The following is a 17116-nucleotide window of genomic DNA, read 5'->3' as shown; positions in this document are numbered from 1 at the left end:
GCTAATACTTTCTTTGGAGCTTCTGGCCCCAACGCTGGCAAGTCAGCTCCCACGGAATTTTTGTTGTTCAAACATTTTGAGATCAACACTGAAACCTGTGGGAGCGGGCTTGCGCGCGAAGAGGCTAGACCAGCCACCACAAAACCCGGGGCACCCCATGCACTTCGACCTCACCGACCTGCGCCTCTACCTGCACATCCTCGACACCGGCAACATCACCGCCGGCGCCGCCCGCAGCCATTTATCCCTCGCTGCAGCCAGTGCCAGAATCCGAGCGATGGAAGCTTCACTGGGCACTGATTTTCTCGAGCGCGGTCGCCGGGGCGTCACGCCGACACCCGCCGGCAAAGCCCTCGCCCACCACGCCCGCATCCTCCTGCAACAGGCCGAACGCATGCAGCAGGATCTCGCCGACTACGCCCAAGGCGTCAAAGGTCAGGTGCGACTGCTGTGCAACACTACGGCGATTACCGAATACCTGCCGGAGGTGCTGGCGGATTTCCTGCGAGGTCACCCCAACCTCGACATCGACCTGCAGGAATTGCCTAGCGCACGCATCACCCACGCCCTGCGCCAAGGTGCGGCAGACCTCGGCATTGTTTCCGACGCGGTGGATACCACCGACCTGCAGACGCAAGCGTTTCGCGATGATCCACTGGTGCTGATCCTGCCGCTCGATCACCCTTTGTCTGACGCTGTCGACATCAGTTTCAGCGACGCGTTGCGCCACGACTTTGTCGGACTCAGCGCCGACAGCGCGCTGGCGATCTATCTTGAAGAACAAGCCCTGCACAGCGGCGCGCGCATGCAGGTGCGAATCCGCGCAGACGGCTTCGATGGCGTGATGCGCATGGTCGGCCGCGGCGCGGGGCTCGCCATCGTACCGCTGGCTGCCGTCGAACGCGCAGCGCCACGCGGTTTCATTAGCGTAACGCTCAACGAACCGTGGGCGCGCCGCACGCTGAAACTGTGCGCCAGGGATTTCGGCGCACTGCCGGGTTATGCCAAAGCCTTGTTGCATACGCTCACGGGTCCGCGCGTTTCTGAGCAGTTTGATGTCGACCCCAGACAACTGAGCACCGACCGGGCGCTATAGGGTGCGAGTTCCTTTCTCAAGTCCACTGCCCGGAGTCCTCATGACCGCGACCGCCCCTATCACCGTTCTGCGCGACACCCACCCGCTGCCGGTCCTAGATGCCTGTAAATGGGAAAAACTCGAAGGCGACCCGCACACCGTCAACCTCAACGCCTACACCAGCGAAGACGGCAGCAAAATCATGGGCACGTGGATCTGCACGCCGGGCAAGTGGCGCGTTGAATACGTGAAGTGGGAATATTGCCATTTCCAGGAGGGCTACTGCGTGATCACCCCGGACGGCATGGCGCCGATCCACCTGCGTGCCGGCGATATCTTCGTGGTTGAGCCGGGCATGAAAGGCACGTGGGAAGTGGTCGAGACCGTGCGCAAATACTTCGTGTTTGCCTGATGCAAAAAAGCCGGGAAACCACCCGACGTGATTTCCCGGCAAATGTCTCGGGTTCAATCAAAGCCCTGTAGAGCTAGCCCGCTAGTGATTGCGGTGGATCTGGCACAGAAAAATTGCCTCACCCCCAGCCATCGCTTGCAGATCAGCTCCCGCAGTTCGTTCAGCGCTGTCCTTCTATCGCAGGCTTGCGATAGCTGTTGATGATCGCCGAGAAGTCTTTAGCGCCATCGCCACGCTGGCTCATCGCCTGATACAACTGCTGCGCCACGGCGCCGAGCACCACCGGTTGGTGCGCCTGCCGCGCGGCTTCCGTCGCCAAGCCCAGATCCTTGAGCATCAGTTCCGCACCGAAACCACCGGTATAACCGCGCGAGGCCGGCGCCGTTTCGACGATGCCCGGCCACGGGTTGTACATTTCCGAACTCCAGCAACGCCCGGTCGAGCTGTTGATGATCCCGGCCAGCACCGACGTATCAATCCCAAGCGCATCGCCCAGCGCCATCGCTTCACTGACACCGACCATCGAAATCGCCAACAGCAGGTTGTTGCAGATCTTGGCGATCTGCCCGGTGCCGACTTCACCGCAATGGACGATGTTACGCCCCATCTGCGCCAGCACCGGTTGCAGGGTGGCGAACAGTTCCGGGGTGGCGCCAACCATGAAGGTCAGCGTCCCGGCGGTCGCACCGCCGGTGCCGCCGGAAACTGGCGCATCGGCCATGGTCACACCTTGCCTGGCCGCCGCCGCGGCCACATCGCGGGCCGTCTGCGGATCGATGGTGCTGCAATCCACCGCCGGCACGCCTTTACGAATGCCAGCCAGCACGCCGTCCTCACCGAGCCAGACGCTGCGCACGTGCACAGCGGCGGGCAGCATGGTGATCACCAGTTCAGCATCTTCAGCCGCCTCACGCGCACAAGCGCGAATGGTGCCGCCCAGTTGCTCCAGTTCCGCCAGCACGGTTTTGTTCAGGTCGACCAGGTTCAGCGAGTGGCCGGCCTTGATCAGGTTGCGCGCCATTGGCGCGCCCATGTTGCCCAGACCGATAAATGCGATTTTCATGGCCATTCCTCAGCGCAGGTTGATGGTGGTGTTCACGCCGTCGTTGACGCTGTCGTCATCGAACCAGCGCGCCGTGACCGTTTTGGTCTGCGTGTAGAACTGCACCACTTGCTTGCCATACGGGCCGAGGTCACCGAGTTTCGAACCGCGCGAGCCGGTGAAGCTGAAGAACGGCACGGGTACCGGGATAGGGATGTTGATGCCGACCTGGCCGACGTCGATTTCCGTCTGGAATTTACGCGCCGCTGCACCGCTCTGGGTGAACAAGCCCGTGCCGTTGCCGAACGGGTTGGCGTTGACCAGCGCGATGGCCTGATCGAGGGTGTCGACTTCCAGCACCACCAGCACCGGCCCGAAGATTTCCTGGGTGTAGATCTGCATGTCGGTGGTCACGCCCGAGAACAGGGTCGGGCCGACGAAGTTGCCTTGCTCGTAGCCCGGCACCTTGATGTCGCGACCGTCCAGCTCAAGCTTGGCGCCTTCCCTGATGCCGCTTTCGATCAGGTCGAGAATACGCGCCTTGGCTTTCTTCGAAATCACCGGGCCAACGTCCGTGCCCGGCTCGTTGCCTGCGTTGACGGTGAGTTTCTGTGCCAGTGCTTTCAGATCCGGCAGCCATTGTTTCGCCGCGCCAACCAGCACCACCACAGAGGTGGCCATGCAGCGTTGCCCGGCCGCACCGAAACCGGCGCCGACCAGTGCATTCAGCGCTTGCTCGCGGTTGGCGTCGGGAAGAACCACAGCGTGGTTCTTCGCGCCCATCATCGATTGCACGCGTTTGCCGTGCTTGCCGGCCAGGTCGTAAACGTGGGTGCCGACGGCGGTCGAACCGACGAAGGACACGGCTTTGATGTCCTTGTGGGTGCACAGACCGTCGACCACGTCTTTGCCGCCATGAACCACGTTCAACACGCCCGCCGGCACACCGGCCTCAAGCGCCAGCTCCACCAGCAGCATGGTCGACAAAGGGTCTTGCTCGGAAGGCTTGAGGACGAAGGTGTTGCCGCAGGCGATGGCCATCGGGAACATCCACAGCGGAATCATCGCCGGAAAGTTGAACGGGGTGATGCCCGCACACACGCCGATCGGCTGGCGCAGGGTGTAAGTATCAACGCCACCCGCGACGTTTTCGGCGAATTCGCCCATTTGCAGGGAGCCGATGGAGCAGGCGTGCTCGACCACTTCCAGGCCACGGAAAATGTCACCCTCGGCGTCGGCAATGGTCTTGCCCTGCTCCGCGCTGAGCACCACGGCGATGCGTTTGGAGTGTTCGCGGATCAAGGCTTGCAGCTTGAGCATGATGCGCATGCGCGCACCAATCGGGGTCAGTTTCCAGGTCTGGAAGGCGCGCTGGGCGGCGCCGACGGCGGCGTCGACCTCAGCGGCGGTGGCGAACGGAACCTTGGCCAGCACTTGCTGGGTCGCCGGGTTGACGATGTCGTGCCACTCGGTGGTCTGCGACTCGACCCATTCGCCGTCGATCAGCAGTTTGACCTTCTGGACCGTGGTTTCGTTGGGCGTAAGCGATGCGTTCATGCTGGTCTCCGGAACTTGTTTTTATCGTAGGAGCCAAGGCGAAGGGTTCGCCTTGCGATGAGGCGTGTGTCACGAATTGGTTGTCGGACTGTTTTTGGAGTATAGATGTGCAAACTTCCAATAAGAACGCACATATAAGCCCGTCCATCATGCAAAAAAACATCACCTCTCTAGGCTCGCTGAACTGGGACGACCTCAAGTTTTTCCTCGAAGTCGCCCGTACCCGCAAGGCCAGCACTGCTGCCAAACGCCTGGCCGTGGATTACACCACGGTGTCGCGGCGGATCAGTTCGCTGGAAGCGGCATTGGGGACGTTGCTGTTCGAGAAGTCGCGCACCAGCGGCTTCGTCCTGACGACCGAAGGCCAGCGTTTGCTGGGTTACGCCGAATCGATCGAAAGCACTTTGCACATGGCCTGCGAGCAGGTCTCGGGCTCAGGCGTGGCGCTGTCCGGGCACGTGCGCATGGGTTGCACGGAAGGCTTCGGCAGTTTTTTCATCACGCCGCAGTTGAGCCATTTCGTCGACGCCTACCCGGCGATCTCCGTTGACATCCTGCCGCTGCCGCACTTCATCAGCCTGTCCAAGCGCGAGGCCGACATCGTCATTGCCCTGGAACGCCCAGAACACGGTCCGTATGTGTGCTGCAAACTCTGCGACTATCGCTTGCAGCTTTACGCGACCCAGGACTACCTCGACCAACACCCGCCGATCCGCCATCCGGCAGACCTGGGCAAGCATCAATTCATCAGTTATGTGGATGACCTGGCGTTCAGCTCGGAGCTGCTGTACCTGGCGAACGTGCTGCCCGGCGCCAGCGCAAATCTGCGCAGCACCAGTGTGATCGCGCAGTTTGTCGCCGCCCAGCAAGGACGCTCGCTGGCGATCCTGCCGTGTTTCCTCGCCGCGCAAGACCCGCGCCTGCTGCCGGTGCTGCCGGAAGAAATCAACATCACCCGGCAGTTCTGGATGTACTGCCGGGAGGATCTGCGCAAGTTGAAGCGGATTACCCTGTTGTGGGACTACATCCGTGAAGTGACCGAGCGCAATCAGGGGCTGTTGATGGGGGAGACTCGTGCGATGCAGTTCGCCGATTAGTCGGCGCTGACCACTATTGATACCCGGCGGTTCTCGGTGCGACCCGCTGCCGTGTCGTTGGAAGCCACGGGTTCTTTGCTGCCGAGGCCTTGAAGCTGGATGTTTTCTTGCTTCATGCCCACCGTCCCGAGCACTTGAGCGACACTTTTGGCGCGACGCAGGGAGAGTTGCTGGTTGTAGGTTTCCTTGCCCGACGCATCGGTGTGGCCATCGACCCGCACTCGTTCGATGCCAACACCGAGCAGTGCCTTACCGATACGCTCGACGATCTCGGTGCTTTTCGGGTTGAGGCTTTCGACGTCGCTGCCAAACAGCACTTTGCCCGACAGGCCAAACTCCCAGCCCTCGTCAGTCAACTCGAAGCCTTGTTGTTTGAGCACCGCGACTTGCGCCGGGGTCAGGCCTTTTTGCGGTGCGCTCTGGCAACCGGTCAGGGCCAGCGCGGCCATCAACAGCACAGCGGAAAACAGTCGAACAGGGAGTGTGAACACGGAATTAGCTCCTGGTTTTAACGGAATCAACCGGGTGCTCCGACCCAGCCGTGAATTGAGCGCCGCGCGACAAGCGTTTGGCCTGGTACATCGCCGCGTCGGCAGCGTTGAGCAACGTACCGGGGGTGGCGCCATGATCGGGGAAAACCGCAATGCCGATACTGAGCGAGGTCACAACGGTGGTGTCGCCCGGCAGTGCAATGGGCATATCCATGCTGGTGAGGATCTTGTCGGCAATGCGCTCGGCGTCTTCGATTTTGTGCAGCGGTGTGAGCAGGACGGCAAACTCGTCCCCGCCGAGCCGGGCTACCAGATCTTCCTCGCGCAGTTGCGCGCGAACGCGATTGGCGATGGCCACCAGCACCGCGTCACCGGCTGCGTGGCCGAAGTTGTCATTGATGCCTTTGAAGCGGTCACTGTCGAGAAACAGCACTGCAACGCGCTCGTTGAGTTTGCCGCCGTTGCGCAACGCCCGAATCAGCCGGCCTTCGAAAAAGGCCCGATTCGGCAGACCGGTGAGGCTGTCGTGGCTGGCCTGGTGAGCGAGGGTTTCGTTTTCGCTTTGCAGATGGTTTTGCCAGGACTCGAGTTCGTCGAGCAACGCGTTGAAGTCGTTGCCGAGATTATCCAGTTCGGCGATCTGCGCCGGCGGCACGCGCCGGTCCAGCGCGCGCTCGCTGCGAGCGGCGTGGGCCACACTGGCGAGGCTGCGCAGCGGACCGATGATTTCGCGCAATTGTCGGCGCGCCAGATAGATCGCCACGCAGGCGCTGATGGCGGTGCAGAGGATGATCCCGGCCAGACCGCTCAGCAGAAACCGCATCAGGCTCCCGCCATGACCGGTGAGCAGGAGGCGACCGATTTCACGATCCTGATGCTCGATGGGCAGACTGATGGGGCGCTCCAGAAGCGCGCGGGTCACCTGCATTTCCAGTTCGGAGAACAACCCGTTTTCAGGCCGCTGCCAATGCGCAACCACCTGCCCCTGAGCATCCAGTACCAAGGCATCCGCCACTTCTTCGGTGGAGGCGATCAACGCCAGTGCTTCGGTGGCGGCTGCCTTGTCGTTGAACACTACGGCGGCTTCCACGGTGTAGCTGATCGAACGGGCGATCAGGTGCAGGTTGTGGTCGGCATAGACACGCAGCGCCAAAACACCGAGCAGGGTCAGCGAGATACTGGCCATCGCCACCGCCACCAGCGCGACCGCCAGATGCCCCCGGCCAAGCACCGAGCCCAGGGTTGGGCGGGTATGCGATTTGAACAGTTTCATGGCGCCGCCGGTTTACGACGGGACAATTGCAGGACGCTTGGGTGAATCCGCACACCACTGCGGGCAACCGAGTCGAGATTAACCTCGAAGGACACCTGATCGTTTCCAACGCGCAGACAGAACAGGCTGCCGACGGTGCACTGATCGCCACCTTCACTGATGCTCAGCACGGGATGGCCGATCAATGAGGCGAATAGACGGCTGCGTTCGTCAGGGGTGAGCTTGCCGATGTACACCGCATCGCATTCACTGACGATGGCCGGGTTGTCAGCCAATAGACGCTGCACAATGACCGGTCGCCCGGTCGCCTGCGTGGTGCCTTTGACCAGGTTATCGGTGTATTCGGTGGGGCCGACGATGCACAGGCGCAATTGCGCGGGCTCCACCGGCCAGCGGGCATAGCTGAGAATGCCAAGAACCACCTGCGTGACCGATCTGGCCCGTTGCTCGGCCATGCCCGCAGGCGCTTGCGGCTGCGCGATGGCCACACCCGTCCATAACCATAGCAGCCCCACCAGCAACGCGTGCTTGCAGCCAATTGCGCGCTCTGTCGCCCAGACAGACACCTTCATGCGGGGATTCTCTTGGATCGTAGCGAAATGATGCCGCAACGATAGCACAGCACTGAAACACCAGCGATACAGCGAGGTCTGATTGACTGGTCAACAATCGCCGCCGGAGATCAATTTTTCATTCCCCAGGCTCGGCGCCCTCCTCCAGTTCCAGCATCAGGCCGCTCAAGCGTTTGACCTTGCGTTGCACCGCCTCCTCGAACACTCCCGCGCGGGGCTCGATCAGGGTGAACCAGTGTTTCGCCCGAGTGATGCCGGTGTAGATCAACTCCTTGGTCAGCACGGGATTCAAGGCATCCGGCAGGATCAACGCGGTGTGGGCAAACTCCGATCCCTGAGATTTGTGCACGGTCATGGCGTAAACGGTTTCGACGTCATTGAGGCGGCTCGGGAGGACGAAGCGCACACCGCCCCGACCGTCGTTGCGCGGGAACGCCACTCGCAAAACCGGTTTACCGGCCTCAGGCCCTTCGCGCTCGGGCAGTTTCAGGGCGATACCGATGTCGCCGTTCATCAAGCCCAGACCGTAATCATTGCGGGTCATCAGCACGGGCCGACCTTCGTACCATTGCTGGTCGTTCTCGATCAGGCGTGCCTTGAGCAGCGCCGCCGTGATGCGCTGGTTCAGCCCCTCAACGCCCCACGGCCCCTTGCGCACGGCACACAGTAGCTGGAAGGTATCAAAGGCCTGCAAGACTTCGCGGGCCCAATCGATCCAGTCCGGATGCTCAAGCGGTCTTCCCGGCGGTGGGCGCCGATCACGCAACACGTTCAGATAATGGCGATAGCCATGAGGGTCGTCGCCGTGGCCATCGAGCAGCAGTCGTTCCAGTTTGTGATCGTGCTCGCCCTTGAGCGGCAGCGAATACACGTCAGCATAGTGCCCGGCAGCCAACAGTTGCCGCGCCTCTTCCGGCAACTGCTGATTGACCCGTCGTGCGAGCTGCCCGATACCGCTGCCTTCGCCGAAGCGCCGTGAATGGCGCAGCATCACCACCTGTTGCGCCAGTGGGTGGGTGCCATCGACGTCCTCGTGCAGGCCGCTGTCCTGCAGCGATTCACCGCTGACAGACTCCAGCCAGTGCCGGGTCCGCACGCTATACCAGCCCTGTTCGGCGTCGCGACACAAATCACCCAGAACCGCGCCGGCCTCCACGGAGGCCAGTTGATCCTTGTCGCCCAGCAACACCAGACGTGCATGAGGCGGCAGGGCATCCAGCAGATTGGCCATCATTTCCAGGTCGATCATTGATGCTTCGTCGACCACCAGCACATCCAGCGGCAAGCGATTGCCGGCATGGTGGCGGAAATGCCGAGTGCCAGGACGACTGCCGAGCAAGCGGTGCACGGTGGTGACGTCGCAAGGAATTTTGGCTCGCACGTCTTCGGCGACTTTCAGCGATTGCACCTGCTGGCTGATCGACTCGGTCAGACGCGCAGCGGCCTTGCCGGTGGGTGCGGCCAAACGAATTCGCAGCGGGTGGCCCGCCTCTATTGCCGGGGCTTGAAGCAATGCCAACAGCCGCACCACCGTGGTGGTTTTACCAGTGCCAGGGCCTCCGGTGACGATGCTGAACGCGCCGCGCGTTGCCAGGGCACAGGCGAGTTTCTGCCAATCGATCAGCTCATCTGCCTTGGCCGATCCAAACAGTTCGTTCAGTCGTTGCGGCAGATCATCCGGTGCCACTTCGACCTGAGCGAGTCGCTGGCGCAAAGCTGAGTCGATGCGCCGCTCGTAAGCCCAATAGCGCCGCAGATACAAACGCTTTCCGGACAACACCAGCGGGCGTTCCTGAGCGGAGTCATGGTTATCGGCAGCCAGGGCGACCAGGTCGCTGCACGCCAGTGCCTTACACCAATGAACGCCGTCGAGCGCCTCCAGCAGTTGCGAGGGTAACAGCAGCACTCCGCCCTGCACATCGCCCTCGGGCGGAAGCGACAGGGCGAAATCCGGGGCTTTGAGGGTTTCGAACACATCCAGGCAGACGTGACCGTGGCCGAGTTGATGACTGGTCAACGCGGCAGCCAGCAACACCAGCGGGTCAGTATCCGGTTGCAGTTCGTAAAGGAACGCGACGAATGCCTTGTCCAGCGCACGTAGCCAGCCACGCTCGACCCAGCGGGTCAGCAACAGCAGCAGGTCATCGGCACGGGTCAGGGGTGACAGCCGCGACAGACTGTCGGCGGCCAACGGAGTCGGCAGCAGATCGGCGAAAGTACGGTTCACAGCAAGACTCCCTGTTCCCATGCGGGTTCGGCCTTGGGCTCGGGCTTGCCCTGAAACAGGCGGTCCAGACGTTCGATCAATTCCCGTGGCGGACGGGCGAAGTACACACCGCGACTGTCGGCCCGGGTGCCACGCAGGAACAGATACAGCGCGCCGCCGACATGCCGGTCGTAGTCGTAACCCGGTAACCGCGCCTTGAGCTGACGATGCAGGGCCACCAGGTACAACACGTATTGCAAGTCGTAGCGGCTCGCGAGGATCGACTGCTCCATGGCTTGTTCCGTGTAAGCCAGATCATCCACGCCCAGCCAGTTGGATTTGTAGTCCGCCACGTAATAACGGCCATTGTGCTCAAAGGTCAGGTCGATAAAGCCTTTGAACATGCCGTTGAGTTGCACCGGCTCGGCTGCCACCCGCGCCACCCCGTTGTGGGTGTATTGGCACACCAGTTGATCGAGCTTGAGCACATCGACTTTATGACTGGCGAACCAGAACTCCATTTCGACACGGTACTGTTTCAGTTGCTCAAGGATGACCGGCGGTTGCCCGTTGCCAATCGGCAAGGGGGATTTCAGCAGATGCTGCAGCCAGTCGCTAAGGGTCACGATCCAGCCCTCCCAGCCACGCAGGTTGCAGCGTCGGCCAATCGCATCTTCAAGTTGCTCGCGGGAAACGGCAAAACCATCATCACCCGCCCACTCCAGCAATCCGTGGAGAAAGGTTCCCGGGTTGGGTCCACGCGGGAAGCGATGGATATCGGCACCGCCGGCAATGTTTTCTCGCGGCGCATCAGGGTCGAGTCGTTCGTCATCGAACAGCTTCTGCGCTTGCGGGCTGTCCGGCGCTTCATCACTGCCTGCGCTCAACACATCGCTGATGCGCAAAGCACTGTAGGAGGCGATCCACCAGTTTTCACTGGCCTTGCGCTTGGGCAGCAGCGTGGCGCTGAGTACCGCCTCATTTTTCGGCGGCAGGTAATGTTCGGTGGTGGCCTCGGGCATCTCACCGACATCGATCGCCGGACAATTCTGTCGCAGATCTTGCAACCAACGGCTCAGCCCGGAGGACTCGCCAAGCGAGCTACCGCCGCCCAACAAGTAGCCGAGCGCAGAAAGGTGCAGCACCGAGTTGTTGTTATTGCCGCGTTTGAGATCGGTAACGCCCAACCAGCAAGCGTGTTGCGCGCGGGTCAGGGCGACATAGAGAAGGCGTAAATCCTCGGCCAGACGCTCATCGTCCGCTTGGGCAATCAACTCGGGAGTCGGTTTCAGACTGATTTGAGCCTTGCCACAGGCATCGTGGTAGTTCAGCGGAAGACGACTACCGTCCACCGGTTTTGCCGAGCAGATGAAGGGCAGGAATACCAACGGATACTCAAGGCCTTTCGACTTGTGGATGGTCACGACCTTGACCAGTTGCTCATCGCTTTCCAGGCGAAGAATCTGCTCTTCACCGGCCTGCCCGGACAACGCCAGAAGCTCCGCCAAATGACGAATCAGCGCTTGTTCGCCATCGAGTTCAGCGGCGGCCTGCTGCATCAATTCACAGAGGTGCAACAAATTGGTCAGCACCCGCTCGCCATCACTGCGCGTCATCAAGGCTTGCGGCAGATGGAAGTCATGCAGCAGACGTCGCAACATCGGCAGCACACCCTGCTTGCGCCATAGCTCACGATAGCCACGGAACTGCATGACCCGGGTTTCCCAGATCAGCTCATCCTGGTTCAAACGCTCCAGCTCGGCCAAAGGCAAATTCAGCGTGACGCAGGCCAGCGCGGCTTTGAGCGAACGCTCGACATCCGGCTCGGCGCAGGCCTTGAGCCAGGACAGCAGGTCGCGAGCTTCCTGAGACGCGAAGACCGAATCCTTGTCCGACAGATAGACACTGCGCACGCCACGAGCGGCCAACTCACCGCGTACAGCCTGTGCTTCCTTGCCATCGCGGACAAGAATTGCGATATCCGATGGCCGCAGGCCTCTGAAATCCTTGCCCTCCTGAACAAACCCCGCCTGATCGGTTTGCCCGCCATTGAGCAATCGGGTGATTTCACTGGCGCAGGCGGCCGCCATCTGCAGGCGATACACCGTCCCGGACAGTGGCTGATCGGTGGAGAGTTGCCAGACGTTCAGCGCCGCAGCAACCTGGCCATCAATCAGCAATTGTTCTTTGCGTCCCTGGGATTCCACCGCTTGGAACGGCACCGGGTTATCACCGTTTCTCGCCCGGAACAAAAACGCGCCGCGTCCTTGCTCGCGGGACTCGGCACGCTCGAATACATGGTTGACCGCTTTGACCATGCCGTGACTGGAACGGAAGTTGGTACCCAGCGTGTGCAGGCGGCCAGTGGTCGCCTGACGAGCGCGCAAGTAGGTGTAGATGTCCGCACCACGAAAGGCGTAGATCGCCTGTTTGGGGTCGCCGATCAGAAACAGGCCGGTGTCCGGACAGTTGTCCTCGATGCGGTAGATGCTCTCGAAAATCCGGTACTGCACCGGGTCGGTATCCTGGAACTCATCGATCAGCGCAACCGGAAATTGCTCGCGGATCAGCGTTGCCAGACGTTCGCCGCCCTCGGACTGCAGCGCGGCATCCAGGCGCAACAGCATGTCATCGAAACCCATCTCGGCACGACGGCGCTTCTCCTCTTCAAAACGGGTACCCACCCATTTGGCGGCGTGTTGCAGCACCGCAGCATCGGGGGTCGGCAGCGCATCGAGACTCGATTTGAGCCCCGACATGGCCTCCAGCCCCGGGTGGCTCGGGGCCTGACCTTTCCAGGCTTCAGCCATTCCGTCGGGGGTCAGTCGAGTGAAACCGGTGCCGATATCCAGTTGTTCCAGTGATTCGTCTTCGGCCCAGGCTTTGAGTTTTTCGAACCACGGTTCGAAATAGCGCGCCTGCATTTTTCGGCCATCGACCGCTTTACTCGCAACGCCTTCATGGCAGATGGCGAGTAACTCGTCCGCCCACTGCCGCCACGGCATTTTCAGTTCGATCAACGCCGTGCGGCGCTCTTGCAGACACGCCTCGATCAACTCCGCCGGCGTCTTGCCTTCATCGCTGTCACGCTCACTGGCGAACAGGCCCCGCACCCTTGGCAGCAACGCTGCAGGCCCACCCCAATGGTTGCGAACCCAGTTCAGTGCATCGCCCTGCATCGGGTAGCAAAACAATCGCCAGTAATCGCGCAGCACTTCGCCGAGCAATTCACTGTGATCGGTTTCCAGAGATTGGGTAAACAGACTGCCGCTATCGAATGCGTGCTCGCGCAGCATGCGTTGGCACCAACTGTGAATGGTCGAAACGGCCGCTTCGTCCATCCATTGCGCGGCGATGTCCAGGCGATTGGCGCAGCCAGGCCACTGCTGAGGAGTGAACAGGTCGCGCAGCTCGGCAATCAAACTGTCGGGGGCCGGCGTTTCATCGCGAAAGAATCGCGCAGCTTCGGCCAGTCGTGTGCGAATTCGCTCGCGTAGTTCTTTGGTCGCTGCGTCGGTGAATGTCACCACAAGGATTTGTGGCGGCAACAGTTCACGGGCAAATCCGCTTGATTCGCCGCCATGGCCGAGGATCAATCGCAGGTACAGTGCGGAAATCGTAAAGGTTTTACCGGTGCCGGCACTGGCCTCGATCAACTGGCTGCCACGCAGCGGGAATGCCAGTGCGAGCGGTGTCTTCGAAGTCATGAGCGCGCCCCTTCAGTGGTCAACGAACGCCATGGGGCTTCGAACAGAGGGCGATACAAGGCGTCGCACCAACCACTGAAAGTCTCGTCCGCGAGCAGTGCATCGAAGTCGCCATATTGCCGGGACAGTGCAGGGCTTTCACGGCGCTCGCCTTCGTTGGTCTGCCCATCGCCGTCATAGGTTTTGCGAGCGGCGGCTTCGGCCTTGAGCGGGTCAGTCTGGGACAACCAGGCAAATGCGGTTTTTACTGCAACGGGCAGTGGCTGGCGCATGCCCGCCTGCCAGGCGAGAAGCAGGTCATCGAGGAAACGCATAGCGCGGTCATGATTCAAGGGTTCGAGCAGCAATGTGTCGTCACTGGCAACCAATGCTGTGGTCAGCGTAATTCCACTTGCGCATGCCACCAGATGGTTGACCCAAGGCTTGATCAGACGATGCCATTTCCGGCTTTTGATCGAGCCGATGCTATTGGGAATGGTGGTGACCGACAAGACGCCCCCATCGGCGCGCTGGTGCAAACCCGAGAGCCACCCTTCGACGCGTAACTCCTGCAGTTCCAGATTGATCGGGATTGCACTGGTCAGCGGTGTTGGCCATAGCGTCAAGAGCTGTTGATAACGTTGCACCAGGTCCGGGAGCGGCTCGATCAACTCACGTTGCAGACACTCCCCGAACCCGGCCATTGGCAGCAGGCCGCTATTCTGCAAACGTCGAGCCTGCACCTCAAGCGCCTGTTCAATGTTGTCCGGCTGCCGGAGAGCGGCTTCGAGCAAACTGCTACTGAGGGCGTAGCGCTGAAGGACATCCAGCACGAAAGGTTCTTCATCGGCCAACGGAGCGTCGGCGGCTTCGAAATAAACCTTGAGTCGCTGGGTAAAAAAGTGTCGAACCGGGTTGCGCAGAAAATCCTGGAGCAACGCCAGACTCAGGGGTTCTTCAGGAACATGGGGAGCGAGTAACTCAGCGGCGCTTTGCACAACCTGCTGTTGGTGCAATACCTGCCATTCGCTGGCATAGCTGAACAACTGATCGCCTTCATGAAAATAGCGCGAGCTGAACGGCTGCAACGGATGTTCCTCGGTCATCGAGTTCAGCAGATTCTGGCTCTCATCGAGCAATCGCCAGCCGCTGGCGAGGTGATCGCGCAACTGGCCAATCAGCACCGAAGCGGGACGCTCGCTGTTGTCGCGAATGCTCCGGCCGACCCAACTGATATAGAGCTGATTGCGCGCTGACAGCAGTGCTTCAAGCAACAGATACCGGTCGTCCTCACGCCGGGAACGGTCGCCGGGGCGGTAGTCGCTACCCATCAGGTCGAAGTCCAGCGGTGGCTGGGCGCGCGGATAATCACCATCGTTCATCCCCAGCAGACAGACCAGTTTGAAAGGGATCGCCCGCATGGGCATCAGAGTACAAAAGTTGACTGCTCCGGCGAGGAAACGTTGGGACAGGCGGCCCTGATCCAACCCGGCGAGCCAGGCTTCCCGAACGACCGTCAGTGGCAACTCATCGATCAGCTCTACGGTTTCGCAAGTCTCCAGCCAGGTTTCACGAAGCTCTTCAAGTTGCGTCAGCAAGTAGTCGTCGTGCTCATTGCTGGCCTTGAAGAACAGCTGCATCAATGCTTGCAGACGATGTCCCCATTCTTTCGGCTGGGCCGGTTGCATAAGTTCCTGGTGGGCGAGTTCCAGAGCATCGAGCAGGGCCACCAAGGGGCCGATCAATGCGGCGTCGAGCCCGCCGATTTCATCGTAGGGTTCGATGCCGGCACAAGCGTTTGCGCTTCCGACCGCGTAACCCAGCAGCATTCGGCGCAGGCCGAAATGCCAACTGTTCTGTTCCATCTCATCCGGCAACCCCAGTCCGGCACGTTGCTCGGCACTCATGCCCCAACGCACACCAGCGCCTTCGATCCAGCGGTGCAGTGTCGGCAGGTCGCGCTCCTCCACGCCGAAGCGGGCACGCAGCGCTGGAACGTCGAGCAGGTCAAGAATTTCACTGACCGGGAATCGGCTGTCCGGCAGCTTGAGCAGGTGTTCGACCGCGATCAGCAATGGGTCGCGACCGCGTTGGCCTTGGTCCGCCAATGTGAAGGGAATGAAGCGCGGGTCATGCCGATCAAACTGACCGAATACTGCGCGGATATGCGGCGCATAGCTGTCGACATCCGGCACCATGACGATCACATCGCGGGGGCGTAGATCCGGATTGGCGCTGAAGCGCGCCAATAACTGGTCATGCAGAATCTCAACTTCGCGCTGGGCACTGTGGGCAATGTGAAAACGGATCGATTGATCCTTTGCCAGATCTACAGCCGGCCAGTGCTCTCGCGTCTCTTTGAGTGGACGCAACTCCAGAATGTCGTCCTGCAGTTGATTGAGCAGATTCTCTGGATGAGTGTCGCTGAACAGGTCGATTCGACCGTCGCGGAATGCTGCACGATAGCTAGTGGGTTCATCGTAGCTGTCGAGCAGGTTGATATAGTCCCGCCCCTGTTTACCCCATGCCGCCAGGAGCGGGTGGGCGTGCTGGTGCAGCGCATCGGGATCGAGTACTACGGGCATGCCGTTCTTGCGAGATTGGCGTTTGTATTGATGGCGCAGCAGATCCTTGTCAGCGACGATGTCAGCCCAGTGATGACGACACGGATTGTGTACGCACAGCAAAACCTGACTGAAACGGGCAAGACCCGCGAGCGCTTCAAGCACCTGGGCGGGCAAGGATGAAATCCCGAAAACGATCACTCGGGAAGGCAGCCCGGCTGGGGATTGATCAAGGGTGTTGATGCGTTCGATAAACCGCTGATGAACACCTGCACGACTTTGTGCCATGCCTTGTTCGCCTACGTCGTCCAGCAGCGCACGCCACAATTCGGCTTGCCAGCAACTGGTGAGAGAGAGGGGTTTTACTTCGCCTCTGACATTGCGCAGTTGGTGTCGCCCTTCTGCCCAATCTTCAAGCCAGTCCGCCCGATATACCTGGTATTGATCAAACAGATCCGCCAAGCGCTCGGAGAGTTGATAGCGCTTGCGCAAGTCTGTGTCGTGAGTGAGAAAGCGCTGCAACGGCTCAAAATGTGGGAGGTCGATGACTTGGGGTAACAGACGCATAAGGCGCCAGGTCAGCGGGGCTTTATCAAGCAGGGATTTGGCTGGAATTTCATCGCGTCCCAAGACCATGCGATAGAGCTGCCACATGAAACTGCCAGGTAATTGCACATCGATTGCCGCAGCGATACCGCAGCCTCCGAGGTCGTCTTCCTGAGGATCTTCAGCCAAGGCCAGCTTGAGCCACTGGGCGATACCGTTGCTCTGTACCAGCGCTATTTCATTCTCCAAGGGTGCCAATGGATAGCGCCGCATGATGCTGATCACAAGGCTGCGCAGTTCATCCAGGCTATTGCTCTGAACCACCATGAATGCAGCATTGAGGGACTGGGCGTCCGGCATAAAGGTTTCCTTGGAAAAGTACAAAAGCCAAGGCAGAACCTTAGCATTGTCGGCAGGCTGTGACAGCCAGACGGCGTCCGCGAATGCTGTAAGAACTTTCCCGCGGGCAAAACAAAACCCCAACTGCTTTCGCAATTGGGGTTTCGGAATTTAATCTTGACGATGACCTACTCTCACATGGGGAAACCCCACACTACCATCGGCGATGCATCGTTTCACTGCTGAGTTCGGGATG

At 60.5% G+C, this 17116-nt stretch carries 11 protein-coding genes and 1 rRNA gene; 3 read left to right on the top strand and 9 right to left on the bottom strand.

Going from position 1 to position 17116, the window contains the following annotated elements; all coding sequences use genetic code 11:
• Positions 1–157: 157 nt before the first annotated feature.
• Together AACY19_RS08055 and AACY19_RS08050 are read left to right on the top strand one after the other, a co-directional pair.
• Positions 158–1096: a LysR substrate-binding domain-containing protein gene (locus tag AACY19_RS08055; RefSeq protein ID WP_339449652.1), complete on the top strand. Its 939-nt coding sequence runs from the start codon at positions 158–160 to the stop codon at positions 1094–1096.
• Positions 1097–1136: 40 nt separating this feature from the next.
• Positions 1137–1487, top strand: a complete 351-nt coding sequence (locus tag AACY19_RS08050; RefSeq protein WP_122589396.1) for a cupin domain-containing protein — start codon at positions 1137–1139, stop codon at positions 1485–1487.
• 160 nt (positions 1488–1647) lie between these two features.
• Here AACY19_RS08050 and mmsB read toward each other — a convergent pair whose 3' ends face one another.
• Both mmsB and AACY19_RS08040 read right to left on the bottom strand, forming a co-directional pair.
• Positions 1648–2550: a 3-hydroxyisobutyrate dehydrogenase gene (gene mmsB, locus AACY19_RS08045; protein ID WP_339449650.1), complete on the bottom strand. Its 903-nt coding sequence runs from the start codon at positions 2548–2550 to the stop codon at positions 1648–1650.
• Between the two features lie 9 nt (positions 2551–2559).
• Positions 2560–4086: a CoA-acylating methylmalonate-semialdehyde dehydrogenase gene (locus AACY19_RS08040; protein WP_339449648.1), complete on the bottom strand. Its 1527-nt coding sequence runs from the start codon at positions 4084–4086 to the stop codon at positions 2560–2562.
• 149 nt (positions 4087–4235) lie between these two features.
• On the opposite strand from AACY19_RS08040, the gene AACY19_RS08035 reads away from it, so the two are divergent.
• Positions 4236–5183, top strand: coding sequence for a LysR family transcriptional regulator (locus tag AACY19_RS08035; RefSeq protein WP_339449646.1), 948 nt, complete (start codon positions 4236–4238; stop codon positions 5181–5183).
• Here AACY19_RS08035 and AACY19_RS08030 read toward each other — a convergent pair.
• The 7 genes from AACY19_RS08030 to rrf form a co-directional block, all read right to left on the bottom strand.
• A complete protein-coding gene (locus tag AACY19_RS08030; RefSeq protein WP_339450044.1) occupies positions 5180–5632 on the bottom strand; it encodes an OmpA family protein in 453 nt (150 codons plus the stop codon). The genes AACY19_RS08035 and AACY19_RS08030 overlap by 4 nt on opposite strands.
• Before the next feature lie 46 nt (positions 5633–5678).
• Complete coding sequence (locus AACY19_RS08025; protein WP_339449644.1) at positions 5679–6947, bottom strand: diguanylate cyclase domain-containing protein; 1269 nt, start codon at positions 6945–6947, stop codon at positions 5679–5681.
• Entirely contained in the window at positions 6944–7519 is a 576-nt protein-coding gene (locus AACY19_RS08020) for a YfiR family protein (RefSeq protein ID WP_339449642.1), read from the bottom strand. Before AACY19_RS08020 ends, AACY19_RS08025 begins: the two co-directional genes overlap by 4 nt.
• A gap of 118 nt (positions 7520–7637) precedes the next feature.
• Positions 7638–9746, bottom strand: a complete 2109-nt coding sequence (recD, locus tag AACY19_RS08015) for an exodeoxyribonuclease V subunit alpha (protein WP_339449640.1) — start codon at positions 9744–9746, stop codon at positions 7638–7640.
• Positions 9743–13432: an exodeoxyribonuclease V subunit beta gene (recB, locus tag AACY19_RS08010; protein WP_339449638.1), complete on the bottom strand. Its 3690-nt coding sequence runs from the start codon at positions 13430–13432 to the stop codon at positions 9743–9745. Before recB ends, recD begins: the two co-directional genes overlap by 4 nt.
• A complete protein-coding gene (recC, locus tag AACY19_RS08005) occupies positions 13429–16881 on the bottom strand; it encodes an exodeoxyribonuclease V subunit gamma (protein WP_339449636.1) in 3453 nt (1150 codons plus the stop codon). The genes recB and recC overlap by 4 nt, the downstream gene beginning before the upstream one ends.
• A gap of 154 nt (positions 16882–17035) precedes the next feature.
• A 5S ribosomal RNA gene (rrf, locus tag AACY19_RS27885) occupies positions 17036–17116 on the bottom strand; the annotation flags it as partial.

The sequence above is a fragment of the Pseudomonas sp. EA_5y_Pfl2_R50 genome (genome assembly GCF_963970475.1).
GTDB lineage: Bacteria > Pseudomonadota > Gammaproteobacteria > Pseudomonadales > Pseudomonadaceae > Aquipseudomonas.
The sequence above is the reverse complement of the archived record's forward strand: the minus strand, read 5'-3'. Positions and strand labels throughout refer to the sequence as shown.

What these genes read in the sequence shown, in the direction of transcription:
- AACY19_RS08055 (WP_339449652.1), top strand. Translation starts at nt 158, where the DNA reads ATGCACTTCGACCTCACCGACCTGCGCCTCTACCTGCACATCCTCGAC.
- AACY19_RS08050 (WP_122589396.1), top strand. Translation starts at nt 1,137, where the DNA reads ATGACCGCGACCGCCCCTATCACCGTTCTGCGCGACACCCACCCGCTG.
- mmsB (WP_339449650.1), bottom strand. Translation starts at nt 2,550, where the DNA reads ATGAAAATCGCATTTATCGGTCTGGGCAACATGGGCGCGCCAATGGCG.
- AACY19_RS08040 (WP_339449648.1), bottom strand. Translation starts at nt 4,086, where the DNA reads ATGAACGCATCGCTTACGCCCAACGAAACCACGGTCCAGAAGGTCAAA.
- AACY19_RS08035 (WP_339449646.1), top strand. Translation starts at nt 4,236, where the DNA reads ATGCAAAAAAACATCACCTCTCTAGGCTCGCTGAACTGGGACGACCTC.
- AACY19_RS08030 (WP_339450044.1), bottom strand. Translation starts at nt 5,632, where the DNA reads ATGGCCGCGCTGGCCCTGACCGGTTGCCAGAGCGCACCGCAAAAAGGC.
- AACY19_RS08025 (WP_339449644.1), bottom strand. Translation starts at nt 6,947, where the DNA reads ATGAAACTGTTCAAATCGCATACCCGCCCAACCCTGGGCTCGGTGCTT.
- AACY19_RS08020 (WP_339449642.1), bottom strand. Translation starts at nt 7,519, where the DNA reads ATGAAGGTGTCTGTCTGGGCGACAGAGCGCGCAATTGGCTGCAAGCAC.
- recB (WP_339449638.1), bottom strand. Translation starts at nt 13,432, where the DNA reads ATGACTTCGAAGACACCGCTCGCACTGGCATTCCCGCTGCGTGGCAGC.
- recC (WP_339449636.1), bottom strand. Translation starts at nt 16,881, where the DNA reads ATGCCGGACGCCCAGTCCCTCAATGCTGCATTCATGGTGGTTCAGAGC.